Source organism: Arthrobacter sp. EM1 (assembly GCF_029964055.1).
GTDB lineage: Bacteria > Actinomycetota > Actinomycetes > Actinomycetales > Micrococcaceae > Arthrobacter.
In genome coordinates this window covers 2,998,399-3,024,905 of record NZ_CP124836.1, presented here as the reverse complement: position 1 = coordinate 3,024,905, position 26,507 = coordinate 2,998,399, and the positions used below count along the sequence as shown (strand labels likewise).

Annotated in this window: 25 protein-coding genes and 1 tRNA gene; 12 read left to right on the top strand and 14 right to left on the bottom strand. The window is 67.3% G+C overall.

Annotation, left to right across the window (positions count from 1 at the left end):
• Positions 1–175: 175 nt before the first annotated feature.
• The 5 genes from QI450_RS13985 (at position 176) to QI450_RS13965 (ending at position 4,345) form a co-directional block, all read left to right on the top strand.
• Positions 176–1,981 (top strand): glycoside hydrolase family 15 protein, encoded by a 1,806-nt coding sequence (locus tag QI450_RS13985; RefSeq protein WP_226775449.1) that lies wholly within the window; start codon positions 176–178, stop codon positions 1,979–1,981.
• A 112-nt stretch (positions 1,982–2,093) separates the two neighbouring features.
• Complete coding sequence (locus QI450_RS13980) at positions 2,094–2,402, top strand: hypothetical protein (RefSeq protein WP_226775450.1); 309 nt, start codon at positions 2,094–2,096, stop codon at positions 2,400–2,402.
• Between the two features lie 43 nt (positions 2,403–2,445).
• Positions 2,446–3,156, top strand: coding sequence for an HAD family hydrolase (locus QI450_RS13975; protein WP_226775506.1), 711 nt, complete (start codon positions 2,446–2,448; stop codon positions 3,154–3,156).
• 36 nt (positions 3,157–3,192) lie between these two features.
• Positions 3,193–3,519, top strand: coding sequence for a hypothetical protein (locus QI450_RS13970; RefSeq protein WP_226775451.1), 327 nt, complete (start codon positions 3,193–3,195; stop codon positions 3,517–3,519).
• 64 nt (positions 3,520–3,583) lie between these two features.
• The gene (locus QI450_RS13965) at positions 3,584–4,345 is read left to right on the top strand and encodes an SDR family oxidoreductase (protein ID WP_226775452.1); all 762 of its coding nucleotides are present in this window, start codon (positions 3,584–3,586) and stop codon (positions 4,343–4,345) included.
• Positions 4,346–4,365: 20 nt separating this feature from the next.
• Here the strand turns inward: QI450_RS13965 and QI450_RS13960 are convergent, their stop codons facing one another.
• From QI450_RS13960 to QI450_RS13950, 3 genes are read right to left on the bottom strand one after another with little or no spacing between them, the layout of a single operon-like run.
• On the bottom strand, positions 4,366–4,773 hold the full coding sequence (locus QI450_RS13960) for a sterol carrier family protein (RefSeq protein ID WP_226775453.1): 408 nt from the start codon (positions 4,771–4,773) through the stop codon (positions 4,366–4,368).
• Positions 4,774–4,775: 2 nt separating this feature from the next.
• Complete coding sequence (locus QI450_RS13955; RefSeq protein WP_226775454.1) at positions 4,776–5,792, bottom strand: asparaginase; 1,017 nt, start codon at positions 5,790–5,792, stop codon at positions 4,776–4,778.
• 36 nt (positions 5,793–5,828) lie between these two features.
• The gene (locus QI450_RS13950; protein ID WP_282468032.1) at positions 5,829–7,481 is read right to left on the bottom strand and encodes a molybdopterin-dependent oxidoreductase; all 1,653 of its coding nucleotides are present in this window, start codon (positions 7,479–7,481) and stop codon (positions 5,829–5,831) included.
• A gap of 183 nt (positions 7,482–7,664) precedes the next feature.
• On the opposite strand from QI450_RS13950, the gene purD reads away from it, so the two are divergent.
• Positions 7,665–8,975 (top strand): phosphoribosylamine--glycine ligase, encoded by a 1,311-nt coding sequence (gene purD, locus QI450_RS13945; protein ID WP_226775507.1) that lies wholly within the window; start codon positions 7,665–7,667, stop codon positions 8,973–8,975.
• Between the two features lie 2 nt (positions 8,976–8,977).
• On the top strand, positions 8,978–9,955 hold the full coding sequence (locus tag QI450_RS13940; protein WP_226775456.1) for a phosphoribosylaminoimidazolesuccinocarboxamide synthase: 978 nt from the start codon (positions 8,978–8,980) through the stop codon (positions 9,953–9,955).
• Here the strand turns inward: QI450_RS13940 and QI450_RS13935 are convergent.
• Complete coding sequence (locus QI450_RS13935) at positions 9,952–11,244, bottom strand: helix-turn-helix transcriptional regulator (protein WP_226775457.1); 1,293 nt, start codon at positions 11,242–11,244, stop codon at positions 9,952–9,954. The genes QI450_RS13940 and QI450_RS13935 overlap by 4 nt on opposite strands.
• Positions 11,245–11,373: 129 nt before the next feature.
• On the opposite strand from QI450_RS13935, the gene QI450_RS13930 reads away from it, so the two are divergent.
• Entirely contained in the window at positions 11,374–11,589 is a 216-nt protein-coding gene (locus tag QI450_RS13930) for a hypothetical protein (RefSeq protein WP_226775458.1), read from the top strand.
• 145 nt (positions 11,590–11,734) lie between these two features.
• Here QI450_RS13930 and QI450_RS13925 read toward each other — a convergent pair.
• From QI450_RS13925 to QI450_RS13905, 5 genes are all read right to left on the bottom strand, one after another.
• Positions 11,735–11,811 (bottom strand) — tRNA-Pro (locus tag QI450_RS13925).
• A gap of 88 nt (positions 11,812–11,899) precedes the next feature.
• Positions 11,900–13,729, bottom strand: a complete 1,830-nt coding sequence (locus tag QI450_RS13920; protein ID WP_226775459.1) for an ABC transporter ATP-binding protein — start codon at positions 13,727–13,729, stop codon at positions 11,900–11,902.
• The gene (locus QI450_RS13915) at positions 13,726–15,558 is read right to left on the bottom strand and encodes an ABC transporter ATP-binding protein (RefSeq protein WP_226775460.1); all 1,833 of its coding nucleotides are present in this window, start codon (positions 15,556–15,558) and stop codon (positions 13,726–13,728) included. The genes QI450_RS13920 and QI450_RS13915 overlap by 4 nt, the downstream gene beginning before the upstream one ends.
• Positions 15,559–15,933: 375 nt before the next feature.
• Positions 15,934–16,881, bottom strand: coding sequence for a metallophosphoesterase (locus QI450_RS13910; protein ID WP_226775461.1), 948 nt, complete (start codon positions 16,879–16,881; stop codon positions 15,934–15,936).
• Complete coding sequence (locus tag QI450_RS13905; protein WP_226775462.1) at positions 16,878–19,178, bottom strand: transglycosylase domain-containing protein; 2,301 nt, start codon at positions 19,176–19,178, stop codon at positions 16,878–16,880. The genes QI450_RS13910 and QI450_RS13905 overlap by 4 nt, the downstream gene beginning before the upstream one ends.
• A 37-nt stretch (positions 19,179–19,215) precedes the next feature.
• Between QI450_RS13905 and QI450_RS13900 the strand changes: the two genes are divergently transcribed.
• From QI450_RS13900 to QI450_RS13890, 3 genes are read left to right on the top strand one after another with little or no spacing between them, the layout of a single operon-like run.
• On the top strand, positions 19,216–19,371 hold the full coding sequence (locus tag QI450_RS13900; protein WP_144671455.1) for a DUF4177 domain-containing protein: 156 nt from the start codon (positions 19,216–19,218) through the stop codon (positions 19,369–19,371).
• 2 nt (positions 19,372–19,373) lie between these two features.
• Positions 19,374–19,943, top strand: a complete 570-nt coding sequence (locus tag QI450_RS13895; RefSeq protein WP_226775463.1) for a RidA family protein — start codon at positions 19,374–19,376, stop codon at positions 19,941–19,943.
• A 12-nt stretch (positions 19,944–19,955) separates the two neighbouring features.
• Entirely contained in the window at positions 19,956–20,867 is a 912-nt protein-coding gene (locus tag QI450_RS13890) for an NUDIX hydrolase (protein WP_226775464.1), read from the top strand.
• A gap of 259 nt (positions 20,868–21,126) precedes the next feature.
• Here the strand turns inward: QI450_RS13890 and QI450_RS13885 are convergent, their stop codons facing one another.
• Positions 21,127–21,804, bottom strand: a complete 678-nt coding sequence (locus tag QI450_RS13885; RefSeq protein ID WP_011693220.1) for a Crp/Fnr family transcriptional regulator — start codon at positions 21,802–21,804, stop codon at positions 21,127–21,129.
• Positions 21,805–22,007: 203 nt separating this feature from the next.
• On the opposite strand from QI450_RS13885, the gene QI450_RS13880 reads away from it, so the two are divergent.
• Positions 22,008–23,192 (top strand): MarP family serine protease, encoded by a 1,185-nt coding sequence (locus QI450_RS13880; protein WP_226775465.1) that lies wholly within the window; start codon positions 22,008–22,010, stop codon positions 23,190–23,192.
• A 4-nt stretch (positions 23,193–23,196) separates the two neighbouring features.
• Here QI450_RS13880 and QI450_RS13875 read toward each other — a convergent pair whose 3' ends face one another.
• From QI450_RS13875 to QI450_RS13860, 4 genes are all read right to left on the bottom strand, one after another.
• Complete coding sequence (locus QI450_RS13875; protein ID WP_226775466.1) at positions 23,197–24,252, bottom strand: DUF2332 domain-containing protein; 1,056 nt, start codon at positions 24,250–24,252, stop codon at positions 23,197–23,199.
• Positions 24,253–24,254: 2 nt separating this feature from the next.
• Positions 24,255–24,728: a type II 3-dehydroquinate dehydratase gene (gene aroQ / locus QI450_RS13870; protein ID WP_226775467.1), complete on the bottom strand. Its 474-nt coding sequence runs from the start codon at positions 24,726–24,728 to the stop codon at positions 24,255–24,257.
• A gap of 119 nt (positions 24,729–24,847) precedes the next feature.
• Positions 24,848–25,270 carry an SRPBCC family protein gene (locus QI450_RS13865; RefSeq protein ID WP_226775468.1) on the bottom strand — a complete coding sequence of 141 codons (423 nt, stop codon included), beginning with the start codon at positions 25,268–25,270 and terminating at the stop codon, positions 24,848–24,850.
• Positions 25,267–26,505 carry an NAD(P)/FAD-dependent oxidoreductase gene (locus tag QI450_RS13860; protein ID WP_226775469.1) on the bottom strand — a complete coding sequence of 413 codons (1,239 nt, stop codon included), beginning with the start codon at positions 26,503–26,505 and terminating at the stop codon, positions 25,267–25,269. Before QI450_RS13860 ends, QI450_RS13865 begins: the two co-directional genes overlap by 4 nt.
• Between the last annotated feature and the right edge of the window lie 2 nt (positions 26,506–26,507).

Below are 26,507 nucleotides of genomic sequence, written 5' to 3'. Positions count from 1 at the left end.
TGAGGCCAATTCCATGCCTCAACCCTCTCACAGGGGCCCGATTCGCCGGGGGTGGAAGCGCCGCGGTCTCATCGACGGTCAGCAAATGGTCCAGCAGCCCGGCGCTTTGCACGGAGCGCGCGGCGGTCGCCGAGTTCGGTGGTCCAAGCCAAACCAGTGTGGCACTGTAGGTCCCATGGCTCGCATAGAGGACTACGCACTTGTTGGCGATCTCCACACCGGAGCCCTGATCAGTACCGAGGGTTCCATTGACTGGCTCTGCCTGCCGCGCTTCGACTCGCCGGCATGCTTCAGCGCGCTGCTGGACTCGCCCGAGGCGGGGCGCTGGCTGCTGGCCCCGGAGGGTGGCGGTGAATGCACCCGAAGGAGCTACCGCGAGGGCACCCTCGTCCTGGAAACAGAGTGGGTGACGCCGACCGGGACGGCGAAGGTCATCGACTTTATGCCGCCCCGCGACGGGGCGGCGGACATTGTGCGCATTGTTGTGGGCGTCAGCGGCACCGTCCGGATGCGCGGCGAGCTGGTGCTGCGCTTCGACTACGGCCACATCGTCCCGTGGGTTCGGCGCGACGAGCGTGGGATCAGCGCCGTCGCCGGCCCCGATGCGGCTTACCTGGTGACCGAGGCGCCGCTGCGGGGCGAACGTATGCAGACCATCAGCGACTTTACCGTCCAGGCCGGGGAGAGGGTACCGTTCGTCCTGACCTGGACGCCGGGACACCTGGGGCGGCCCCGCGCGGTGGACCCGGAACAGGCGCTGGCCTCGACGGAGTCCTTCTGGCAGCGCTGGTCTGCCCGGTGCACGGTTACCGGACCCTACCGTGAAGTTGTGCAGCGCTCACTGATCACCCTGAAGGCGCTGACATATGCCCCCACGGGAGGAATTGTGGCGGCCGTGACCACTTCGCTGCCGGAGGAGCTCGGCGGCGAGCGAAACTGGGACTACCGCTATTGCTGGCTCCGTGATGCCACTCTGACCCTCCAGGCGTTGCTCGCGGCGGGGTATACGGACGAGGCAGCCGCCTGGCGCGAATGGCTGCTGCGGGCGGTGGCGGGAAGCCCGCAGGAACTCCAGATCATGTACGGCATCCACGGCGAGCGCCGGCTGCCCGAAACGGAGCTGCCGTGGTTGCGCGGGTATGAGGGCTCAGCGCCGGTCCGGACCGGAAACGGGGCGGCGGGACAGTTGCAGCTTGATGTCTGGGGCGAGGTGCTGGATGGCCTCTCCCTGACCCGCACCTCGCTGCTGGCCGGCACCGATGACTCCTGGGACGTGCAGCTCGCACTGATGGACCACCTCGAGAGTGTCTGGCGGGAGCCCGACAACGGACTCTGGGAGATGCGCGGGCCACGAAGGCATTTTACCCACTCCAAGGTGATGGCCTGGGTGGCGGCCGACCGGATGGTCAACGGCGTCCGGGAGTTCGGCCTGCCCGGACCCGCGGACCGCTGGGAGGAACTCCGGGACACCATCCATGCCGACGTGATGGCCAATGGCTTTGATGCTGGACGAAACACCTTTGTCCAGTCGTACGGACGGCCCGAGCTCGACGCGAGCCTGTTGCTCATCCCGCGCGTCGGGTTCCTGTCTCCGGATGACCCGCGCGTGATCGGGACAATTGATGCCATCCAGCGGGAGCTGACCCACGACGGTTTTGTGCGCCGCTACAAGCCGGAGGAATCCCGGGACGGGCTGCCCGGCGGGGAAGGGGTATTCCTCGCCTGTTCCTTCTGGCTGGTCGAGGCGCTTGTGGGGGCGGGTCGACACCACGAGGCGCGGGAACTGTTCGAACGCCTGCTGGCGCTGCGCAACGACGTCGGACTCCTGAGTGAGGAATGGAGCCTCGAGGACGGGCGGCAGTTGGGAAATACGCCGCAGGCGTTCAGCCACTTTGCCCTCGTGATGAGCGCCCTGATCCTGCAGGACGATGGCCTGCCGGCGGCGCCAGCCCGCATCCCGGCCAGTGATCCGGGCCGATGAGTTGGCCGTGCATGGCCCCCGGGTTGAGCCGGACAGCTTTTCATCCATCGCTTAGATAAGTACACTTACTATATATCCCGGCGTTGGGATAGAGGATTATTAGGAGAGTGCGATGGCTGGATATTTTGAGGTCGTGGACGCGCCTGACGGCGGCTACCGGATTCGAATGCTTGACGGCGCGGGCAGCCTGATGGCTGTTTCGGTCACTTTCCCCACGAAGAGGGCTGCCGTGGCGGGCATCGCTCAGGCCCGTGAAATCGCCGGCACAGGACTTATCCGGGACCGCAGTGCCGGGCGGCTGGCAGCGCAGGCCGTGCCATTTGGCAAGGTGCCCCGCAGGAGCGCGGGCGGCACCAGCCGCGGAACCGTGCTCTCCGGCGGATCGCTGGCTGCGGGAAAGCGAGCGCGGGCTCATCACTGAATCAGGTCCCGAGGCCCGCCGTGGCCAGGACGCCTCAGTTCCCCTGACTTCTGCCGCGCGCCGTGGCGCCGGCAAGGCCGCCGTACTGTTCGACGTCGACGGCACTTTGGTCGATTCCTCGTACCTCCACACCCTGTCCTGGTGGCAGGCTTTCCGGCAGGCAGGATACGAGGTGCCGATGGCGGACATCCATCGCCTGATCGGGATGGGTGGGGACAGGATCCTCGGCAAGCTCCTGCCGGCTGACCGGGACACCACCGAGGACGGCACCATCATGTCCTCCCATGCCGCAGTGTTTTCCACCTTTTGGCCCGCTTTGCGTCCGCTGGAGGGAGCGCGCGAGCTACTGGCGGCCTGCCACGACGGCGGCCTGGCCGTGGCGCTGGCATCCTCGGCCCGGGAGCGCGACCTCGAAGTGCTGCGAACCACGATTGGTGCCGACGCCTTCATCGACGCCGCCACCAGCTCTGCAGACGCGAAGGAGAGCAAACCGGCCCCTGACATCCTCGTGGCCGCGCTCCGGGCCGTTGACGTGCTGGCCTCGGACGCCGTTTACGTGGGCGATGCGGTCTGGGATATTTACGCCGCCCGGGAACTCGGGATCCCGGCCATCGGGCTCACCTGCGGCGGCACCGGTGAAGCCGAACTCCGGGACGCCGGCGCCGTCGAAGTCCATTCAAGCCCCCGGGCACTGCTGGAAAATCTTGCCGGCAGTGCGATCGGTCAGCTGGCAGCCCGTACCCGGCGGAGCTAGCGGCAAAGACGGCCGGCGGCCGGTTACAGTATGTCCATGGATCCGACAGAGGGCACAGTCTCCGACCCGCGGCGCCGCTTCCGGCCGGCCCGGTTCGCCGCGCCGCTTGCGGGCCTGGCGCTGCTGACGGTAGGCCTGGTCTTGATCCTGCAGCCGGTGCAGCAGGAGAGTTTCGGCTGGTTCGCCTACGCCCCGCTGTCCCAGCGGACTTTCACCCCCCAGGCCCTGACGATCATGGACGCCGGGAAATGGGCTGGCCTCGCGCTGATCGGACTTGGCGTCGCCACGTTCGCGTTCTGGTTTGGCTACCGTGCCGGACAGCGCTCCGGCAGGAAGGGCGCCGGCCGGCCCCTCACGCGGTGACACATGGCAGCAATGTTTGCCCGGATCACTGCCGTGAAACGCCAACCCGGCATACGCTGGACTGATGACACGACATCAGTTGCCCGGTCGGATCGCCATCGTCACCGGCGCCGGCTCGGGGATCGGGCGGGCCGTCGCCCGACTTATGCTCGCCGACGGGTACCGGGTGGTGCTGGCCGGACGCCGGGAAGCACAACTGCTTGAGACCGGGGCAGGTCATGCCCAGGCACTGACTGTTCCGTGCGATGTTACGGTGCCGGAGGACGTCGAACGGCTGTTCGCGGCCGCCCTTGGGCGCTGGGGACGGGTGGACGTGTTGTTCAACAACGCCGGCGTTTTCGGCCCTGCCGCATCCGTGGACGAGATCAGCATCGCGGACTGGGACGCCACCGTGGCAGTTAACCTGACCGGCTCCCTGTTGTGCGCCGCTGCCGCCGTCCGGGCCATGAAGGCACAGACGCCGCGGGGCGGCCGGATCATCAACAACGGCTCCATCGCCGCGCATTCGCCCCGGCCCCGGACGGTGGCGTACACGGTCACCAAACACGCCCTGACCGGGCTGACCAAAAGCATTGAATTGGATGGCCGTGGTTTTGGCATCACCTGCGGGCAGATCGACATCGGCAATACGGCCACGGAACTGATGGACACCATCGGAGTCGGCTCAGGAGCCGTCCAGGCCGACGGCAGCAGCCGTGTGGAGCCGACGTTCCCGGTCGACGACGCGGCGCGTGCAGTGCTGCTGATGGCCGGGATGCCGCCGTCCGCCAGCGTCGGATCCCTGGTGGTCACCGCCGCCGGGATGCCGTTCATCGGGCGCGGTTAGCAGCGAAAAAAGCGGCCCCCCTAGAGTGGCAGCAGTCCGGATAGGTCCGCACGGAGCCCTGACGCTGCCACCTGCCCGGCGGCGACGGCCTCTGCCCAGCTCAATTGCCCGCTGACCATCGCCAGCCAGGTGGCGGCGTCGCACTCGATAACGTTCGGCGGAGTACCTCGGGTATGCCGCGGGCCCGCCACGCACTGCGTGACACCGAACGGCGGAACCCGCACCTCCACGGAGTTTCCCGGTGCCCGCGCGGTGACCTCCTCCAGGCAGTAGCGGACCGCCGTTGCGAGGGTGCTGCGGGGGACGGGAGGGCCGGCGTCCTGGCCGGCGGGTGCGGAAACCTCCGGTGCCGGCGGGTTGGCTGCCTGCCACACGGCGAGGGCTGCGCGGCCCTCCTCGATGGCGATCCGGCGTCGGGCGACGGCCATGGCTAGTCCAGCAGCGCCGAGACGGCGTTGCCGAGGCGGATTTTGCCGACCGGGCGGCCGCCGCCGAGAACGGGGGAGACCACCTTGTCCAGGACGCTGGCCACTTCCGGCACGTCAACGGCGCCGGCGGCTGCGAGCAGGGTCAAGCCGACGAGCGTGGTGGCCCGGATGTTGCCGTCGAGGACCTTGAGGGCCACTGCGGCCCCGGTCGGGGTGGCCATCACCAGCACACCCTCAGCGCCGATCTTGGCGAGGATGCCCAGATCGTCCATAACGATCGTGTTCGGCTCGCCCGTGCCCTGCACCGCCCACGGATAATCAAGCATCGACGTGGCGATCGTGGCGGCGCGGGCGTTGGAGTTCTTGTCCCCGGGGGCCTTGGCCAGTTTGGAGAAGGCCCGGGCCAGCCCGGTCAGGGAGACGGCCGCCACCGGGGCGCCGCACCCGTCAATGCCGAGGTGGGCGATGCTTTCGCCGCAGTATTCCTCGATTACCGACCTGATGCTTTGCTGCAGCGGGTGATTTGGTTCAAGGTAGCTGTGCGTGTCCCAGCCGTTTTCGGTGCAGGCCCAAAGAAAAGCCGCGTGCTTTCCGGAGCAGTTGAACGCGAGTTTGGACATGCCCCGCCCGGAGCGGACCAGCCAGTTCCGGGCGTCCTCATCCTCGGGCCAGGCGGCCGGGCACTGGAGCTGCTCTTCGGTGACCCCCGCCGCCTTGAGCATGCCCTCGACGACGTCCATGTGATCCAGCGAGCCGACATGGCTGCCGCAGGCGATAGCTGCCTGCGCGCCGCGCAGCGGAACGCCGGACTGCATGGACGCGATGGCCTGCAACGGTTTGAGCGTGGACCTGGCGAAGATCGGAGTGGTGATGTCGCCCAGCTCGGTGACGATGGTGCCGTCACCGGCGATCAGCACGGCGGAGCCGATGTGCCGGGACTCCACGAAGCCGCTGCGCTCAACGACGGCCAGTTCGACGGCGGACTCGACGGTAAACGTGGCATGCGAATTCAAGGGCATGGAGCAAGTCTAAGGTGCCCGGCGGGGATACCTGCGCTATTCCGCGGTCACCATCAGCGACTGCCAGCCAGACGCGCCGTCCGGAACCGGATCGGCACGTTTATCCGTCTGGACTTCGCCGAGGCCGTCGGTGGCGCGGGCCTTGATGTAGTGCGGCCCCGGTGTCGCTTCCCAATCCAGGGACCACTGCCGCCAGCTGATGAGTGAGGCCTCCCCGGCGAGGGTTGCCTCGATCCAGGGGCCGTTGTCTATCTGCACCTCAACCTTGGTGATGCCACGTGTCTGGGCCCAGGCGGTGCCGCCGATCGCGACTCGTCCGGCCGGTACCTTCGCAAAGGACTTCGGGACTTCCACCCGGGCCATGGTCTTGATGGGGCCCCGCTCGGACCAGCCGCGCTGGGTCCAGTACGCCTTGTTGTCCGCGAAACGGGTGACTTCCAGGTCCACCACCCATTTGGTGGCGGAGACAAAACCGTACAGCCCGGGGACGACCATCCGCACCGGGTAGCCGTGTTCCAGCGGCAGGGCTGTACCGTTCATGCCGATCGCCAGCATGGCGTCCCGGTCGTCCTGCAGGACCTCCAGCGGAGTCGAGGCGCTAAAGCCGTCGATTGAAGTGGAGAGCACCATGTCGGCACCCTCTTTGGGCCCGGCCATAGCGAGTGCATCCCGGATGGGCATGCCCAACCATTTGGCATTACCGGCCAGGTTCCCGCCCACCGGGTTGGAAACGCAGGTCAAAGTGACGTGCGATTCGATCAGCTTCGCGTCCAGCAGGTCCTGGAAGCTGAGCCTGATTTCCCGGTCCACGAGGCCATGGATGCGCAGCTCCCAGTCCTGGGCGTTGATTTCCGGCACACTCAGCGCCGTGTCGATGCGGTAAAAGTCCGTGTTGGGCGTCAGCCACGGCGTGACCCCGGCTGCCCTGGACTGGACGCCGGCGGGGACGGCGGCGGCGGGTTCCGCCGGGGCGGGGAGCTGGAGGGATTCGCGGGCCTTCGCCACGTTGCTGCGGGCCGAGCTGAGCAGGCGCCCGCCGGTCGCGGCGATGGCGGAGGCTGCGGCGGTTACCCCGGTCGCGGCGAAGAAAGCGCGGCGGCTGGTGGCGGGGCGTTCGGGTTCCTTGGCTGCGATGTCGGCCGCCCGGTCCGGCCACTGCTGCATCCGCCACAGCCGGGTCACGAGGATCCGGAGCGCGATGAGTCCTGCAACGGTGCCGATCAGGGCGGGAATCGCGTCGACCGGCCGCACCCCGGCCCGGGTCACGACGCTGGCGACGATGACCGCGCCCATCAGCAGAACGCCGGCGACGCCGAGTGCCCACCTGTGGTAGGCCACAACGCCCAGGACACAGGCGAGCACCAGGATGGAAACCGCCATACCGACGAATAGCGCGAGCTTGTCATTGGTGCCGAAGGTGGCGATCGCGAAATCCTTCATCCACGACGGCGTGAAGTCGATGAAAGTCGAGCCGAGTGCGATCAGCGGCGTCGCCCGCGCCGTGAAGAACGCGCCGATGAGTTCCGCTACGGACAGGACGACGGCGGCTGCAGCGACGCCGGCCAGCGCGGCCAGGCCGGTGGGGCCGGACAACGCCTTCGCCGGGGTGCGAACGACCGGCTGCTTCCGCCGGGCGTTCGCTGTGCCGGGTTCATCCGCGCGGAGTCTGTGCGTGCTGGGCTTGTCCATACCGGAAATTCGTAGCGGCCTCTGCACCGGATGGCCCGCCGTCCCAGGAGGGACATGTCCGCCGGGTGGGCGCGGGGATGGGCATGTTGGCATTATGTCCAGTGGGCACGGCCGGGGCTGGGCATGTGCTGCGGCGGTCACAGCTTAGGAGCCTGCACGGTCCACAACGTACTCTTGGGAACTGTGAAGGTACTTGTCATCGGCCCCGGCGGCCGCGAACACGCCATTGTCCGATCCTTGCTTGCCGACCCTGTTGTGTCCGAGGTCCACGCGGCCCCGGGCAACGCCGGCATCAGCAAGCTGGTCCCCACCTACACCATTGACGCGAGTGATCCCGCCGCCGTCGCGGCGCTGGCCGCCAGGCTCACAGTGGATCTGGTGGTGGTCGGCCCCGAGGCGCCTCTTGCCGCCGGAGTCGCCGATGCCGTCCGTGCCGCGGGCATCCCCGTCTTCGGTCCCGGCAAAGACGCAGCCCAGCTCGAGGCCTCCAAAGCCTTTGCCAAGGAAGTGATGGCCGAGGCGGGCGTCCCCACCGCCATGGCCCGGGTGGCGTCCAACGCCGGTGAAGCCGCGGACGCCCTCGATATCTTTGGCGCCCCCTACGTTGTTAAGGATGATGGACTCGCCGCGGGAAAGGGTGTTGTTGTCACCAGCAACCGGGAGGAGGCCCTCGCCCACGCGCAGAGCTGCTTCGATGCCGGCGGCACCGTTGTGATCGAGGAGTTCCTCGACGGCCCGGAGGTGTCCGTCTTTGTCCTCTGCGACGGCGTGAACACCGTGGCGCTGTCCCCGGCACAGGATTTCAAACGGATCTTCGACAACGACGAAGGACCCAACACCGGCGGAATGGGCGCCTATACCCCGCTGGAATGGGCGCCGGAAGGCCTCGTCCAGGAAGTCCTGGACCGCGTTGCCCAGCCTACGGTCAACCAGATGGCGCACCGCGGCACCCCGTTCGTCGGCGTGCTGTTTGTCGGCCTGGCCCTGACCTCCCGCGGTACCCGCGTGATCGAATTCAACGTACGCTTCGGCGATCCGGAGACCCAGGCCGTCCTGGCCCGCCTCAAGACGCCCCTGGGCGGGCTGCTGATGGCGGCCGCCAAGGGCGAATTGGATAAGGTCCAGCCGCTGCGCTGGTCCAAGGAAACCGCAGTCGCCGTCGTCGTCGCTGCCGAAAACTACCCGAACGAGCCGCGCACCGGCGACCGGATCCGGGGGCTCAAAAAAGTCGAGTCGATCGAGGGTGTCCACGTGATCCACGCCGGCACCCGGCTTGACGACGAAGGCAAAGTTGTGTCCGCCGGCGGGCGGGTGCTGGCAGTAGTAGCTCTCGGCGCGGACCTGGTGGAGGCGCGGGAACGCGCGTACGACGGCGTCGAACTGGTCCAGCTGGAGGGCAGCCAGTTCCGCACGGATATCGGCGGCAAAGCGGCCCGCGGTGAGATTAGCGTTCAGAACCGCGGAACCTCCGCAGCCCAGAAAGCGAAGGCTTGAGCATGAGCACCTCCGAATCCGGCGTGCCGGAAGCCGCCGAACCCGCGCCGTCCGCCCCGGGCGGCGGCCTGGACACCGCCGCGGTGGATCTTCCCGGCTGGAAGCACATCTACTCGGGGAAGGTCCGCGACCTCTACGTTCCGGCGGACGGGTCCATCACGGAGCGCATCGGCCAGGACTGCGTGCTGGTCGTCGCCAGCGACCGCATCAGCGCCTACGATCACGTCCTTGCCAGCGAGATCCCGGATAAGGGCCGCATTTTGACCCAGCTGAGCCTGTGGTGGTTCGAGCAGCTCGGCGTGGAGCACCATGTGCTCGCGTCAACTGTCGAGGCCGGGGTGCCGGCCGCCGTGGAGGGCCGCGCGATGATCTGTAAAAAACTGCAGATGTTCCCGGTCGAATGCATCGCCCGCGGTTACCTCACCGGCTCGGGACTCGAGGAATACCGGCGGTCCCGCACGGTGTGCAGCATTCCCCTGCCCGAGGGGCTGGTGGACGGATCCCGGCTCGAGGAGGCTATCTTCACCCCCTCAGCGAAGGCCGAGGTCGGGGAGCATGATGAGAACATCACCTACGACGCCGTTGTGGAAACCGTGGGCGCCGACGCCGCCTCCTCGCTGCGCGAGCTGACGCTGGCGATCTACACAAAGGCCGAGGCAATTGCCCGTCAGCGCGGCATCGTCCTCGCCGACACCAAGGTGGAATTCGGCGTCGACACGAGTTCCGGCGTCGTCACCCTCGGCGATGAGGTGCTCACCCCGGATTCCTCACGGTTCTGGGATGCCGCCACCTACCAGCCCGGCCAAGCCCAGCCGTCCTATGACAAGCAGTACGTCCGTGACTGGCTGACCTCGTCGGAATCCGGTTGGGACCGCTCCTCGGACGCACCGCCGCCGCCGCTGCCCGCGGACGTTGTGGTCCGGACCCGTGGCCGCTACGTCGAGGCCTACGAAAAGCTCACCGGCCGGACGTTCGCCTAGGCCTCCGCGGGCGCGCGGTGCTGGGTCCCGGCCAAGGCAGCGGCCTGAGCGCGGCGCTGGGCCAGCCGGATTTCCAGCACGGCGTCCATCGCCTGCTGGACCCGGTCCGAGGCGCCGGCGGCGCTGAACTCCTTCTGGGCTTCCTCGAGGTAGACCAGTGCTTCCTCGGCTTCGGCCGCGGCCTTGAGCGCTTTGCCGAGCAGCAGCGAGACCTCGCCCGCGGTGTGCTTAGCGAGCGCGTCCTTGTCGGCGTGGATGTCGCGCAGTTTCCGGACTGCGGCCACGATGTCCCCGGTCAGGTAGAGCCAGCGGGCCCGGATAAAAGCGACTTCAAGTTCGTCAGTTTTGTTGCCGCCCACAATTGAGAGCGCCAGCTCGGCGCGCTCGATCGAGCTCAGGGTTTCCGGCTCGACAATGCCGGAGGACAGCCGGACGGCCGCGGAAGCTTTGTTAAACCGCGCCCAGAGGTCGATGTCGTTGGCGGGGGAGAGCAACCGGGAGGCACGTTCGTGGTGCCTGATGCCCTCGGTGTAGTCATGGCGCATAAATGCCACGTTGCCGATCACCCAGGCTACTTCGCCGGCCAGTTGGGTCATGGAGTGGTCATCCATCTGCCCGTTCATGGCCCGGCAGTATTCCCAGGCCTCGTCCAGCCGCCCGCTCTCGGCCAGCGCACCGATGAGGGCGCGCAGCGCGCCGATGATCAGGGTCGAGCCCTTGGGCAGCTGTGCGCAGAGCCGCACCGCTTCCTGGGCGTGTCCGACGGCGGCAGCCAGCTGCCCTTGACCCTGTGAGGCTGCGGCGAGCATCTGCCTTGCCCGCACGCCCAGGCCTGCCGACTCGGCGGCCATCGGGTGATCCAGCAGGCGCTGGACGATGTCCGTGCACTCCTGCCACTGACCCTGTTTGATCAAGCATTCGGCCTGCATATAGGTCATGTTCCACCAGGCGCTGGTGTTTTTGGCTTCCAGGGCGATCTGGGCTGCGGCGGCTGCATGGGTGGCCGCCAGCGGATAATCCCGCAGGTCCCAGGCCTGGCGGGCGTACAGTCCGGAGAGCACGTATTCGGCGTCGCTGACGGATACGGGCTGGCTCCAGGCTTCCAGCGCCTTAGGTGCCAGTTCCAGCCGCCGGGCGAGTTCCTCGATCACGTCCGCGGTCGGTTCGCGGCGGCCGGTCTCCAAGAGGGAGATATAGCTGGGAGAGTACAGATTGCGGCCCAGTTCCGCCTGCGTCAGGCCACGCTCGAGCCGTTCCGCTCGGAGCTTCTCACCGAATCCGTTCCCCACGGATACCTCCTCATTCCGGACACTCTTTGTACTAAATGCTTGACAGGCTCTGTGGAAAACATTTTACAATGTATGTCAACAAGGGTAGTGCTGACTTGGTAAGGACCCCAACTCGTATTGAGGAACTCTATGTTGAAGAAAATTGCTGCCGGCGCCATCCTGGCGGGCGCACTGGCATTCACCGCCGCCGCTCCGGCAGTTCTGTCTGCCGGTTTCGCCGCTGGGACCAGCGTCACGGCAGTTGGCAACTGGCCTGACCCGATGAATGCACCGCAGGCCGTGGGTAACTGGCCAGATCCGATGGTCTACTCGACCAACGTCGGCAACTGGCCCGATCCGATGTAGCCAGCGGCACTTCGATGGCTCCGGGGCACGATGTCCCGGAGCCATTGTTTTGTCACCCGATCCCCGTCACCCGCCCCCGGTCGGGTTTCACATTCCGGACACATACAACAAGAGGGCCTTCCAGTTGGAAGACCCTCTTGTTTATTGGTCGGGATGACAGGATTTGAACCTGCGACCTCGTCGTCCCGAACGACGCGCGCTACCAAGCTGCGCCACATCCCGATCCGTTACTTCAAAAGCAACTTCACAAGACTATCCGATGGTGGCCCCGGATGCGAAATCGAACCGCGGGTCTCGTTGCGCCGAAGGGCTAGACCAGCGAATCCTTCCAGGCACCGTGGAGCCGGGCAAAGCGTCCGCCGCCGCCGATTAGCTCCGCCGGGGTGCCGTCCTCGACTACCCGCCCGTCCTGGACCACCAGCACCCGGTCGGCGGTTTCCACCGTGGACAGGCGGTGCGCGATGATAAGGGCGGTCCGGCCGGAGTCCGTCCCGGCCCCCTGCAGCAGACCCGCGAGGCCGGCCTGCACGAGGCGTTCGGAGGGGATGTCCAGCGAAGACGTGGCCTCGTCCAGGATCAGCACGGCAGGGCGGGCCAGGAACGCCCGGGCGAAGCTGATCAGTTGGCGCTGACCGGCCGAAACCCGGCCGCCGCGTTTGTTGACGTCCGTGTCGTAGCCTTCCGGAAGCGCCAGGATGAAATCGTGCGCGCCTACCGCCCTGGCGGCGGCTTCGATCTCATCCCGGGAGGCCGTGGGACGCCCCAGGGCGATATTGTCCGCCACGGAGCCGCTGAACAGGAACGCCTCCTGGGTGACCATCACGACGTTGCGCCGCAGGTCCGCCGTCGTCAGCTCCCGCAGATCCACGCCGTCTAGCGTCAGGGAGCCCGCGGAGACGTCGTAGAAGCGGGCGATCAGCTTAGCAAGGGTGGATTTTCCGGCACCGGTTTGGCCCACCAGGGCCACCGTCTGGCCGGCAGGAATATGCAGATCCAGGGTGGGAATGATGAGGGGCCCGGTGCCGTAGCGGAACTCGGCGCCGTTGAAGTCGATGGTGCCCTTGGCCCGGTGCAGGGCCACCGGGTTTTTGGGCGGCCGGACGGTGGGGACCTCCTCGAGCAGCCCGGAGACCTTCTCCAGCGCCGCCTGGGCGCTCTGGAAGGAGTTGTAGAACATGGCCATCTGGTCCACCGGCTGGAAGAAGCGTTTAGTGGACAGGATCAGGGCCAGCAGCACACCGACGGCAAGGTCTCCGCCGAGCACCCGGAAACCGCCGAGCAGCAGGACGACGGCGACGCAGACATTGCCGATCAGCACCAGGCCGGGCTGGAAGATGCCGCTGAGATTGATGGACCGGACCGTGACCTGGCGGTAGTCCTCGGAGAGTTCGGCATACCGTGCGGCGTTGTCGCGTTCCTTCCGAAAGGCCTTGACCGCCCGGATTCCGGTCATGGTTTCGACAAAATGGACAATCAGGCGGGCCGAGACGGCGCGGGATTCACGGAATGCGATCTGAGAGTGTTTCTGGTACCAGCGGGCCAGCAAGAACATCGGCAGCCCTGCGGCCAGAATCAGCAGGCCGCTGCGCCAGTCGAGGGCGAACACCGTCACCGCGGTGAAGAGCATAAACAGGATCCCCGAGGACAGGGAGCTGATTCCGGAATCCAGGAGTTCGCGCAGCGCCTCAAGGTCCGAGGTCTGGCGGGCGATGATGCGCCCCGAGGTGTACTTTTCGTGGAATTCGAGGCTGAGCCGCTGGGTGTGCCGGAAGACCCGGACCCGGAGGTCGAGCAACATCGCCTGGCTCAGCCGTGCGGTCGAGGTCACGTACACGGCGGTGAGGCCCGCCGTCGCAACGGCGGCTGCGAGGTAGGCTGCGCCGGTGAACAGGAGCGGAAGGTTGTCGCCCGCAGTCAGGGCCGGCAGGGCTCCGTCGATGCCGAATGCGATCAGCGCCGGCCCGGCGACCCGTGCGGCCTGGGACAGCACCACGGCGGCAATGGTCAGCCAGAACCGCCGTCGGACCGGGCGGATCAGCGAACCAAGCAGGACCAGGGACCGGCGGCGCACCGTCTTGCTCTCGGTCCTGGACAGGTGCGCGTTGTCCTCGTTCGCGGTGCCGAAAGTTGTGCTGCTCATCGGGAAACCTCCTCTTCGTTGAGGCTTGTCAGGTCCGAGTCCACCAGATCGGAGTCCAGGTCCCGGGGCTCCGGGTCGAGGCTGGCGATCACATGCCGGTAGTGGCGGTTCGCCGCGAGCAGTTCGGTGTGGGTTCCGACGGCGGCGATCCCGCCGTCCTCCAGCAGCGCCACCCGGTCCGCCAGCGCCACGGTGGACGGCCGGTGGGCCACGATCAGGGTGGTGGTGTCGGCGAGCACCTCGCGCAACCGGGTCTCGACTCGTTCCTCGGTGTTGACGTCAAGGGCAGAGAGCGGGTCGTCCAGGACCAGGACCTTTGGCCCGGCAGCGATGGCGCGGGCCAGGGCGAGCCGCTGCCGCTGGCCGCCGGAGAGGCTGAGCCCCTCCTCGCCGATCAGGGTGTCGAGCCCGTCCGGCAGCGAGTATACGAAGTGGGCCTGGGCGACGTCGAGGGCCTCCGCGAGGGCCTCCTCGCGGCGCTCGGCCGTGTGGTTTTCCGGTGCGCCGAGCATCACGTTGTCACGGACCGAGCTGGAGAACAAGGTGGTGTCCTCGAAGGCGACGGCGACAACCGTGCGTAGCTCCTCGACGCTGAATTCGCGCAGATCGACCCCGTCGATGGTGATGGAACCGGCGGTGACGTCGTGCAGCCGGGGCACCAGCTGGAGCAAGGCGCTTTTGCCGCTGCCCGTGATCCCCACCAGTGCCATCGTTTCGCCGGGCCTGATGTCAAGATTGATGTTCCGGAGGATCGGTTTGTCCGGGGCGTCCTCATAGGCGAACCCGGCGCTGTTGAAGCGCAGGGCGCCGGTCAGGGCCTCGGGGCGGCGGGGATGTTCGGGACTGGTGATGGTGTTCACCGAGTCCATCACCTCAAAGTGCCGGTCCACGGCCGTCTTGGCGGTCAGGGCCATGGCCAGAAGCAAGCCGCTGAACTCCACCGGAGTGGCGATGACGGCAGCGGTGGCGAAGAACGCCACCAGGGCGCCGATGCTCAGCGCGCCGGTGGAGGCGAGCATAAGACCGGCGACGAGGCCGGCGCCGAGGGCGAGCTCGGGCAGCAGGGTGACCACCAGGCTGAAGGTAGCCAGGTGCTTGGCCTTAACTATCTCCGTCTGGCGGAGGCCTTCGGCCTGCTCGTTGAAATTCTCCAACGCCTCGCGGCTGCGGCCGAATGCCTTGAGCACCCGGATCCCGTGGACCGATTCCTCGACAGTGGTGGCGAGGTCGCCGGCCTGGTCCGCGCTGCGGCGCGCCACCTTGCTGAAGCGGGTGCGGAAACGGAAACCGTTGATCATAAGCGGCACTGCGGCGGCGAGGAAAATCAGGGCCAGCTGCCAGCTCATCGTGAACATCACCACAACGCCGATCACCACCGTCAGGGTGGTGACCACGAGCATAATGGCGCCGAAGGCCATCCAACGGCGCAGGAAGTTCAGGTCCGTCATGGCGCGGGAGAGCAGCTGACCGGAGCCCCAGCGTTCGTGGAAGGAAACTGTCAGATCCTGCAGATGGTCGTAGAGGGACACCCGCATTCGGGTCTCAACAGTGGTGGCCGGGTTGATCACGAATTGCCGCCGCAGGGCTACCAGGCCGGCTTCAGCTATGCCCAGGCCCAGAATAACGAGGGAAGCGATCCAGACTGCGTCCGCACTCCCGCCGGGCCGGAGGGACTGGTTGATCAGCACCCGCAGCACCTGGGGGATGGCCAGAGCCACCAGGCTTGCCAGCAAGGCGGAAAGCAGGCCCAGGGCCAGCCGCGGAATAATCGGCTGAACGTGGGGGTAAAGGCGGCTGATGGAGGAGAAAAATGAGGTCTGCTGGGCCATGCCTGACTTCTTCACACGCGACGGCAGCGGGCCGGCGCAACTGGATGTAGTTTCCTGTAGCAACTACCCTAGGCCATTGCGTGAGCCGGTTCACATGGACACCGGCGGAGGGCAGGATTTCGTCCAGTAATTACGTTCCGCAATGCTCGGACGGTGCTTGGCCCGTCAGGGACATGTCCACCCGTGGCTGCTGAAAGTGGACATCAACCCCGCTGCCCCACCGGACATGTCCACTTCCGGGCGCGGAGAGCGGACACAATCCGCGCTTCCCTCGGCGCATGTCCACTCCTGCGCGCGAAGGGTGGACATATGCCCATTATGTCCAGCCGGGAAGGCTGCCGGCGGGCATGTCCACTGCGCGGCGGAGGCTCGGGCTCAGGGCTGCGCAGTAAGCGTCAGCAACACGGCTTCAGGCTTGCAGGCGATCCGGACCGGGGCAAAGCGCGAGGTGCCGATACCGCCGGAGACGTTTACCGGCGTCGTGCGTCCCTTGCTGTTCCAGTCATGCAGGCCCTTGGCGCGCCAGGTCGGGAGGTCGCAGTTGACGACGAGGGCACCGAACCCCGGCAGGCAGATCTGGCCGCCATGGGTATGCCCGGCCAGCAGGAGATCGGCGCCGTCCTCGGTGAAGTGGTCCAGGACGCGCTGGTATGGGGCGTGGATGACCGCGACCCGGAGGTGCGGTTTGGCATCCTGGCCCCTAGTGCCGCGGGGCCAGCCGGCGTACCGTTCAAGGCCCAGGTGCGGATCGTCGACGCCGGAGAAGTCAAGACGCAAGCCTTTGACCACCAGGGACTGGCAGCGGTTGGTCAAGTCCAGCCAGCCGCCCATCCCAAAGCCCGAACGCAGCCGTGGCCAATCCAGTTTGGTCGGCCCCTTGGGGCTCGAGGAGGGTCCCAGGAAATACGACGCCGGGTTCTTCAGCCGCGGGGCGAAGTAATCATTGGACCCCGGGACGAAGACTCCGGGAAACTTCAGCAGCGGACGCAGCGAGTCCAAAAGCGGGTCCACCGCGTTGACGTGGCTGAGGTTGTCGCCGGTGTTCACCACCAGGTCCGGTTCCAGGCCGGCCAGCGAGGACAGCCACGCTGCCTTGCGGTGCTGTCCGGGGACAAAGTGGATATCGCTCAGGTGCAGCACACGGATGGGACCGTACCCGGCCGGGAGGATCGGCAGGGTCTCTTCGCGCACAACAAACTGGTTCTTTTCCCAGAGCCCGTACCCGGCGGCGACGGCGCCGGTGGCGGCTCCGGTCGCGGCGGACACGGCCAGGCCGCGTCCGATGCGTCGGGCGCGGCCGGTTAACTGGTTTTGGGCCGTCACGGCTTGGGCGCGGCAGCGTTGCCCGGCTGCTCAGCGGGCGCCGACGGGGCGGGGGCCGCAGCCGGTGTGGACGGAGCCGGGGCAGGAGCGGGGGCAGACGGTGCCGGCGTCGACTGTGTGCTCGGCCGGGGCGCCGGTGCCGGGCCGGTCACCATGTTCGACGGCGGCGCCGTGAACGGGTTGGTGCCGTAGGCCGGGGCCACCTGGGTCATGTAGTTCGAGAACTGCGGACCCGCAATCATATACCCGTCGATTGCCTGGTAAAACTTGCCGTTGAACGTGAGGTTGCGTCCCGGCCGGTCCTGGCCGCCGAGTGCGTCTCCGAACCACGATGCCGTCGCCAGGCCGGAGGTGTAGCCGACCACCCAGGTGGAGTTGTTGGGGTCGTTGGTGCCGGTCTTGGCCGCGATCGGGAAGCTGGTCCGGGTGGAGATCCGGGGCTGGATCAGCGAGCCGGAGCCGCGGTTGAGGACTTCCTGCAGCGCGTAGCTCACGCCGCGGGCGACTTCCGGTTTGATCGCGTCGCGGCAGCTGGGGGCCTGTGCCGGCATGGCTGCACCGGTCGCGTCAGTTACCGACTCAATGGCGATCGGCTCGCAGTACTTGCCGTCGTTGGCGAAGGTCGCGAACGCGCTGGCCATGGTCAGCGGCGAGGTCTGGGTGGCGCCGATCAGGTTGGACAAGGTCGTCATGGGCACCGGCTCGTTGGTCTGGCCGGCGTGGATGCCGACGGCGTCGACGATCTTTTGGATGCCGCAGAGGTCCACTTGTGCCGCGGTGGCGAAGGTCATCGTGTTGATGGAGTTCGCCAGGCCGTCAACGACTGTCATGTTCTTGTAGTAATTCTCTTCGGCGTTCTGCAGGTCGGGGGCTGCGCCGAGGCCCACCTCCGCCGTGTTGTAAGCCCCTTCCACCGGAGTGGGGCAGGTGTTCCGCCACCTGTAGTTCAACGGGTACCTGCGTACGGCGCCGTTGAGGACGGTGTTCATGGACCGGCCCTCGTCGAGCCATTCGGCAAAGGTGAACGGCTTCATCGTGGAACCGGGCTGGAAGCCGCCCAGTCCGCCGAGGTCGTTGCCCTTGGCATCCTTCATGTCAACGTTGAAATTGATCACGTTGTTGAATTTGCCTTCGGCCTCCAGGAACTGCGTGTTCTGGGCCATTGAGATGATCTTTCCGGAACCGGGCTGCACGGAGACCAGGGAGGCGCCCCATTTATCCGGGTTCGCCCCGGCGGAGCCGTCAACCTGGGCCTGGGCCACGGCCTGGGCGTTCGGGTCCAGCGTCGTTTTGATGGTCAGGCCACCGCGGAAGACCTTCCGGACCCGGGCATCGGCGTCGGCGCCATAGGCCGGGTTGTTGAGCAGCAAGTGCAGCACGTAGTCGCAGAAATAGGGGGCGGTCGCCGAATAGGCACAGCCCTGGCGCGCCGGCGTAACCTTCGTTTCGACCGGAGTGGCGACGGCGCTGTCGTAGTCCGCCTGCTGGATCTTGCCCTGCGTGAGCATCGCCTTGAGCACCAGGTCGCGGCGGACCTTGGCGTTCTCCGGGTTGGTAATCGGATCGTAGAACGACGGACTGTTAACCAAGCCGGCCAGCAACGCAGCCTGCGGGAGGCTGAGGTCCTTGGCGGTGGTGCTGAAGAAGAACTTCGAAGCGGCTTCGATTCCGTACGCATCCCGGTTGAAGAAGACGATGTTGAGGTAGCCCTCGAGGATCTGTTCCTTGGTGAACTTTTTTTCCAGGGCGATGGCGAGCTTCATTTCCCGCAGTTTGTCACCGACGCCCTTGTTCACGCCGTTGAGGAGGACTTGGTCGCCCTTGCCCTCGGCCTCGAGTGAGGAGTTGATGACGTTGTTGACGTACTGCTGCGTGATGGTCGACGCGCCCTGCTTGTTGCCGCGCGCGGTGCTGACGAGGGCGCGCATGATGCCGGTGGTGTCCACGCCGCCGTGCTCATAGAAACGGCTGTCCTCGATGGCGATGACCGCGTCCTTGACGAACGGCGACATCTGGTCGAGGGAAACTTTGGTGCGGTTTTCCGCGAAGAGGCTTGCGATCACACTGCCGTCGGAGGCCAGGATCGTCGTCGACTGGCTGGGCGGGTCCACCTGCAGTTCGGCTGGCAGAGTCTCGAAGAACTTGATCGATCCGCTGGCCGAACTGCCGGTAACGGCGGCCGCGGGGACCAGCAGTCCCGCCACCAGGACACCGCAAACGGCGCTCACGCCCAGGAAAAGAAGGATCTTTCCGAGGGTGGTGGCCGTGTCAAATAGAGGGTTCTTACCAGTCGCCATGTTTTCCACTTTACCGGCAAGGACTAGGCTTTAGCTCATGACCAAATGGGAGTACGCCACGATTCCGCTCATTATCCACGCCACGAAGCAGATTCTGGACCAGTGGGGTGACGACGGCTGGGAACTTGTCCAGGTAGTCCCGGGCCCCGAGGGCAACGGCCTGGTTGCGTACCTGAAGCGGGAGAAGCAGTAGCCATGAGCACCACACCATCCGCCGCTCCGGGCGCCCCGGCGGTCTCCGGATCGCGGGCCCACAGCACCGCCGTCACCGGCGCGCCGTCCGCCGTCGAGCAGCGCCTTGCCGAGCTCGGACTGACCCTGCCTGACGTGGCCGCCCCGGTGGCGGCCTACGTTCCCGCGGTGATCTCGGGCAACCACGTCTACACCTCCGGCCAGTTGCCGTTTATCGGCGGCAAACTGGAGGAGACCGGCAAGGTGTCCTCCGGTGCCGAAGGCGCCTCGGACGAGGCCACGGTTTCCCCGGAAGCTGCCAAGCAGTATGCCGCCGTGTGTGCAGTCAACGCACTCGCCGCCGTCAAAAGCGTCATCGGCGACCTTGACCGCATCACCCGGATTGTCAAAGTTGTCGGATTCGTAGCCTCCGACCCGTCCTTCACGGGCCAGCCCGGCGTTATCAACGGCGCATCCGAACTCCTCGGCAAGGTCCTCGGCGACGCCGGCCAGCATGCAAGGTCCGCCGTCGGCGTTGCCGTCCTCCCGCTCGACTCGCCGGTAGAAGTCGAACTGATCGCTGAATTCGCGTAGAGGTCAGTTCCCTTGCCTCAGTTAGCCCGACGCCTCTTTGCCCTTCCCCCCGATCTTGAGGGGGCCGCCCGCAGCTGGATTGAACACGGCGAGCGGACCCCCCGCGCGCCGCGCTTTGCGTCCTCGGTGGTGCTGCTGCGTGATTCGCCCACCGGGCTGGAGACCTGGCTGGGATACCGTCCCGGCTCGTCGCCGTTGGGTGTCCTCGCTTTCCCGGGCGGTTCGTTGGAGGCCTCCGACCACGACGCCGTCGGCTGGCTTGGCCCCTCGCCGCAGTATTGGGCGGACTTTATGGGGACAGCCGACGTCGGACTGGCGCGCCGCCACGTGGTGGGCGCCATCCGCGAACTGTTCGAGGAAACCGGCATCCTGCTGGCCGGGACCGACCTCTCCACCACGGTGGAGGCGACGTCCACGGCAGAATGGATGCGGGCGCGCGTGGCGGTGGCGGAGCAGGAGAAGTCCTTCACCGAGGTGCTCGCCAAGCGGGGGCTCTCCGTGCGGACGGACCTGTTGAGGCCGCTGGTGAACTGGCTGAGTCCGGACTTCGCCCACCGCCGGTTCAACACCCGCTACTTTGCGGCCACTGTGCCGGTGAACCAGCAGCCGTCGTTGCTGGCGAGCAAGGGTGTCTGGGGCCGGTGGGTCTGCGTCCGAAAGGTCGTTGACGGACGGAACACCCCGGCACTGGGCGATGAGGTTGGGCAGGAGAACACAGTGGGGCGGACGCTCGGCCAGCTTCTGGTGCCCGGCTCGGAGATCATGCTGGAGAAGATGGCTGCCGCGAACGGCTGCATCGCGTACCTGAGCTACAAACGCAAGGCCCACGTCTACCAGCCGAAACTGATCGATGAAGACGGCCGGCTAATGCTCGAGGTCGAGGCGGCCAAAACCGTCGTCGGCGAACCCCAACGCGAACGCTGACGCACCGCCTCACGTCAACCCGGTGCTGCCGCTGGACATGCGCTGCGGACACACGGCCGGGCCACTGGACATGTCCTGCGCCAGCTCGGACCGTTGGGCATGGTGGTGTTGTGCGCAGTCTTGGCCGCCAGGGATGGGCATGTCCCGCGGGTGCGGCCGGGAATGGGCATGTCCCGCCGCGCAGATGGCCGTGCCCCCTTAACCGCCGAAGGCCGGCTCCGTTGTTACGGGCCGGCCTTCGGTGTGTTGCCAAACAGGCCTAACGGGAACGCTGGCGGAGGCGCTGCATGTCGAGGATCACAACGGCGCGGGCTTCCAGCCGCAGCCAGCCGCGCTGGACGAATTCCGCGAGGGCCTTGTTGACCGTTTCGCGGGACGCGCCGACCAGCTGCGCGAGCTCTTCCTGGGTGAGTTCGTGGGCCACCAGGACGCCGTCGGTCGCGGGGCGGCCAAAGCGGTCAGCGAGGTCCAGCAACGCCTTGGCGACGCGGCCCGGAACGTCAGAGAAGACCAGGTCGGAGAGGGAATCGTTAGTGCGGCGAAGGCGTCGGGCCAGGGCCTGCAGCAGCTGGGCCGAAACCTCCGGGCGGGTGCGAAGGAGGGCGTTGAGGCTCTCGTTTTTCAGCCCTGCCAGCCGCGTTTCCGAGACGGCCGTGGCCGTGGCGGTCCGCGGGCTCGGATCGAACAGTGCCATTTCGCCGAAGAGCTCGCCCGGGCCGAGGATCGCGAGCAGTGACTCCCGGCCGTCCGGGGACGTGCGTCCGAGCTTAACCTTGCCGGAGACGATGAAGTAGAGCTGGTCGCCCTGGTCGCCTTCCCGGAATACCGAAGCTCCGCGTGAGAGGTCCACCTCGGTGAGTTCGTCCGTCAGCAGACGGAACGCCTCGTCGTCGAGCGTGGCGAAAAGGGGGGCGCGGCGCAATACCTCGATATCCATAAAATCTCCTGACTAGGTGTGTCGGCTGGGGCGCTTCCGCTATTCTTTCAGAATTTTGGCGCGTCTGTGACGTAGTTGGCACTGAGACGCGCCAAATATCCGGCCGGAGGAAACCCGGAGCCCGCCAAAGGCCCGACTGGTGGTCGGTAAACTGTCAGCCCCCACCGGTAGAATTGGGGCTTACCTGCCTGTAAGGAGCGTCGGTGTTCGGCTTGACCATCTTGGACCTCGTATTGATCCTGACGCTGCTGTCCTACCTGTTCCACGGCCTGCGCAGCGGTTTCCTCGTCACTGTCGGCGGCATCGCCGGATTTGCTGCGGGCGCCGTGGCGGCGTTTGTGTCCGTCCCGATCGTCAGCGGTCTGGTGGCGGACAGCGGCTGGCGCCTCACGGCGATCATCGCCACCGCGGTGCTGCTGATGGTCCTGGGCCACGGGCTGGGCACCGCAATCGGCCGCCGGATCCGCAGCATCGTGCGGATCAGCCCGCTGCGCTCCGTCGACCGGTTGGCCGGCGGCGGCGTTAATGTGGTGGTCGCCGCCCTTGTGATGTCGATGCTGGCCTTCAGCATCGGTGCGCTCGGTGTTCCCTTTGTTTCCCAGCCGCTGGCCGAGTCCAAGGTGATCCGCTTCATCGACGGCGTGACCCCCGTGCCGGTAAAGACTTCGATGGCCCAGCTCCGCTCCGCTGTGATCGGCGAGGGCATTCCGACTCTTTTCGAGGGAATAGGCCAAGGCCAGCCGGTAGCTGTCCCGGATGCCAGCACCGATACTCCGGCCCTGAACAACGCGGCGGCCTCCGTGCTGAAGATCACGGGGACTGCCTACCAGTGCGGACAAAACCAGACCGGAACGGGCTTTGTGGTCTCGCCCGGCCGGGTGGTGACGAATGCCCATGTGGTGGCCGGCGTACCGGAACCGGTCGTTGAGATCCCCGGCGGCGGGGCGTTGCCCGGCCGTGTGGTGTACTTCGACAGCCGGCACGACCTCGCCGTGGTGGCCGTGGACGGACTGCGGTCGGCCGTGCTGCCCCTCGGCGCTGAACTGCCCGCCGGCAGCCCGGCCGCGTTTGCCGGGTACCCCCACGGCGGTCCGTTCCAGTCCAAACCCGCCACCGTACAGGACATTACGACGGTGCTGGTCCCGGACATCTACGGCAACAACCCCGCACCGGAAGACGTCTACCGGCTCGCCGGGGATGTCCAGCCGGGCAACTCGGGCGGCCCGCTGCTGACCACCGACGGCCGGGTCGCCGGGGTGATTTTTGCCAAGGCCACGGGGGATACCTCGCTCGGTTACGCCATCACAATGTCCGATCTGGGACCGGTTGCCGCCCAAGCTCCAGGTCTCGGCAGTGCCGTCTCGCCGGGCCAGTGCATCCAGAAATAGTGCGCTAGAGCCAGTCGAGGCTTTGGCCGTGCGGTCCGGTGATCGCCACCGGTGCACCATTGTGCAGCAGCAGGAACCGGCCGCGGAGCCGGGCCTCGTCCATCTCCGGGACCACGCTGGAACCATCCGCCTGGACGATGACGGTGTGGCCCTCGTTGGAGAGCCAGTGGCAGCCTCGTTCGGCGGTGAGCCGGGACATGGTGGCCCGGAACCGGTCGCGGGATTCCGCATCAAGGTAGGCCATCACCGCGCTGTGGAAGACCACAAGTGTGGCGTCCGACGGCGCCCGCGCCGCGAGGGCGAGGAGCTGGTCGTTGAGGTCCCCGGAGACCAGGAGGGGCGGGGCGGAGCGCGCAATGGCGATCGCCCGGCGCAGGCGCTCACGGCGGAAGTCCTGCTCGGGCCAGATCAGCGCCTCCAGCCACGCGACGTCCCCGGGATTCCTGACGTCCAGGGGATTAAGGTCGATCCCCGCCCGCCACACGACGTGCGGCAGGTCCGCCGGAAGCGGCGCCGGCCCGGTGACGGTGCATCCCAGAACGGGGTAGCTACCGGGCGTGGCGCCCGCCGGGGACAGCCGCACGACGCTGGCGCCGGCGTCGAACGCGTAACCGTAGCGGTCCGGATAAAGTGCGAGCCCGGCTGAGGCGCCGACTTCGATCAGCGCGAGCGGGCGCCCGTTGCCGGACGCGGCGGCCTGCGCCAGGGAAGGGAGCAAAGTGGCGCAACGCCCGGCCTCATTGGTTTGGGTTGCGCGGCTGAGCACTGTCCGCGAAACGTCATCCCAGCGGGCGTCCAGGAATGCCCGGAATTCCGGGTAGGGGCTGATCCGGGCGCCGAGGAACCGGGCCGCGGCCAGCATCAGCAGCGGCTGGCGCTTGTTGTACGGCCACTGATCGATCCGCCGAATCAGCTCCGGGTCCGCAGCGATGCCCACGGACCATTCGGCGTAGCACTCGGAATTGCCGGGCGCGTCCACGGTGCCGAAGTGCCGGTACCACTCCCCGGTGGGGGACTCCGCAGGATCCGGTTCCCGGCCGGCGGTGCCGACGGCGGCCATGCTCAGTTCCGGCCGGCCCGCAGCCCGGCGAGGTACTCGACGGCGAACCGGTAGCCCAATATCCCGGCGCCGGCGATCACGGCTGCGCTGATGCCCGAGAGGTACGAGTGGTGCCGGAATTCCTCGCGTGCGTGGACGTTCGTGATGTGGACCTCGACGGCGGGCAGCTGCACGGCGGAGATGGCGTCCCGGATCGCCACGGAGGTGTGGGTGTAGGCGCCGGCGTTGATGACAATGCCGACTGCCTTGCCGCGGGCGGCGTGGATGGCATCCACGAGTGCACCCTCATGGTTGGACTGGAAGCACTCGACGTCCAGGCCGTGCGCCGCGCCGGCGTCCTTGGCGAGCTGCTCGACGTCGGCCAGGGTTGCCGTGCCGTATTTCTCGGGCTCGCGGGTGCCGAGCAGGTTCAGGTTGGGCCCGTTAAGGACCAGGATGGTGCCGCGGCCGGCGCCGTCGGTGGTGGCTTCGCTCATGCCTGCCAATCTATCGCGTTGTACCGTGCAGAACGCTGATGTTGCCCGCGAAGTACCCAAACGCGGACAGTCCGGCGGCGCCCCGGGTCAGTGGGGTGGCGGGTCGGCGGCGCCCCGGGTCAGTGGGGTTGCGGGTCGGCGGCGCCCCGGGTCAGTGGGGTTGCGGCGAGCCGCTCTATCCGCCGCAGGGCCAGGGCGCAGACCGGGAGGTAGGCAGCTGCCCACCAGGGGACGGTGAAAGTGATAAGGGAGCCGCCGTCCTGCGGGATGACCCGGTGCCCGGTGGCCGGAATCCCCGCAACGGACCACGACCAGGACCGTCCGGCCTCAAAAGCTGTCACGGTGTACGGCAGCGCCGGACCCAGGACGGTTCGAACCTTTCCGCGGCTGCCGAGCCCAAGTGCCGTGGAAGCTGACCCGGCCGGGGCAGGCTCGACGGCTCTGACTGACGGTCCCCACTCCGGCCACTGCCTGATGTCCGTGAGCAGCGACCACACCACGTCCGGTGACGCTGCGACCCGGCGCGATACGGCCAACGTCACCTGGGCCGTCCGAGGACCGATAACGCGGCGCGGCGGCCGCTGACGAGCGCGCCGTTGATGGATGCCGCGTCCCGGTAGTCACCGCAGATGATCGGCCCGGCCAGGTCTTCCACCGGCCCCGGGGACCGCAGCGGCGGTGGTTGCAGCGGCAGGGCGCGGGGGACCTCGTGCCTTGCCACAAGCTCCCAGCCGGCCGTGGCGGAGCCGAAAATCTCGCCGGCATGGCGGCGGACTTCGTCGTCAGCCGGAACCGGGCGGCCCGGGCCGAACAGTGCTGACGTCTGGATCAGATGCCGACCGGCGGGTGCGTAGCTCGGCGCCGCGTTTGAAATGACGGCAGCGTTGACCAGCGGGCCGCCGGGGTTGCCGCGGCCGTCAACGCAGAGCATGTTCACGTCGCTGGGTGCCGAGTCGGCGGCAAACCAGTGCGTGAGCACACCTTTCATGGCCGGCGCAGGGCTCCCCGCCAACCTGGCGGCGTCCACTGGATCGGTGGCAAGAACAACGTGGCGGGCCCGGATGGCCGAATCCGCGGCGGTGACCAGGGTTCCTTTCCCGTCCGGCGTGATCGACTCCACCCGGGTCGAGGTCCGTACCGGGACGCTCAGAGCGGCCGCCAACTGCCGCGGGAGCGCATGCATACCGTCCCGCGGCAGTCCCGGCACCCCCGCCGCAAAGACCCGCAGCAGTTCCAGGGCAAAGGCGTTGGAGGTGCTGCCCTCGTCCTCCAGCAGCACGCCGGCAAGGAATTGGTCCACCACCGTGCGCAGGCCGCCGGAGCATCCGGCCCGGTCCAGGGCTTCCCGCAGCGCAACATCCTTGCCCCGCCGCCGGGGACCGGCAAATGCCGGCGCCGCCCACCGCAGCAGTCCCGCGACGGAGCGGGGGCCAAGGAGGCCGCTGCGCAGGGTCTGGAGGAGCAGGCGGGGCTCGTGCACCGGGTGGGCCAGGACCGTCAATGAGTCCTGCCGGCGGACGCGGATGCCGGCACCGAAGGCCTGAAGCCCCAGCGCCTCGACGTCGACCCAGCGCCGGACCGCCGGGTAGGCGGGATTCAATACCTGAAAGCCACGGTCAACGAGGAACCCGTCGATCCGGTCCGTCCGGATTCTGCCGCCGACGTCATCGGCGGCTTCCCAGACCAGTACCCCGCGCCCGGCCGCCTCCAATTCTCGGGCGCACTGCAACCCGGCGAGGCCGGCGCCCACCACCAACACATCACACGAATCCGTCATCG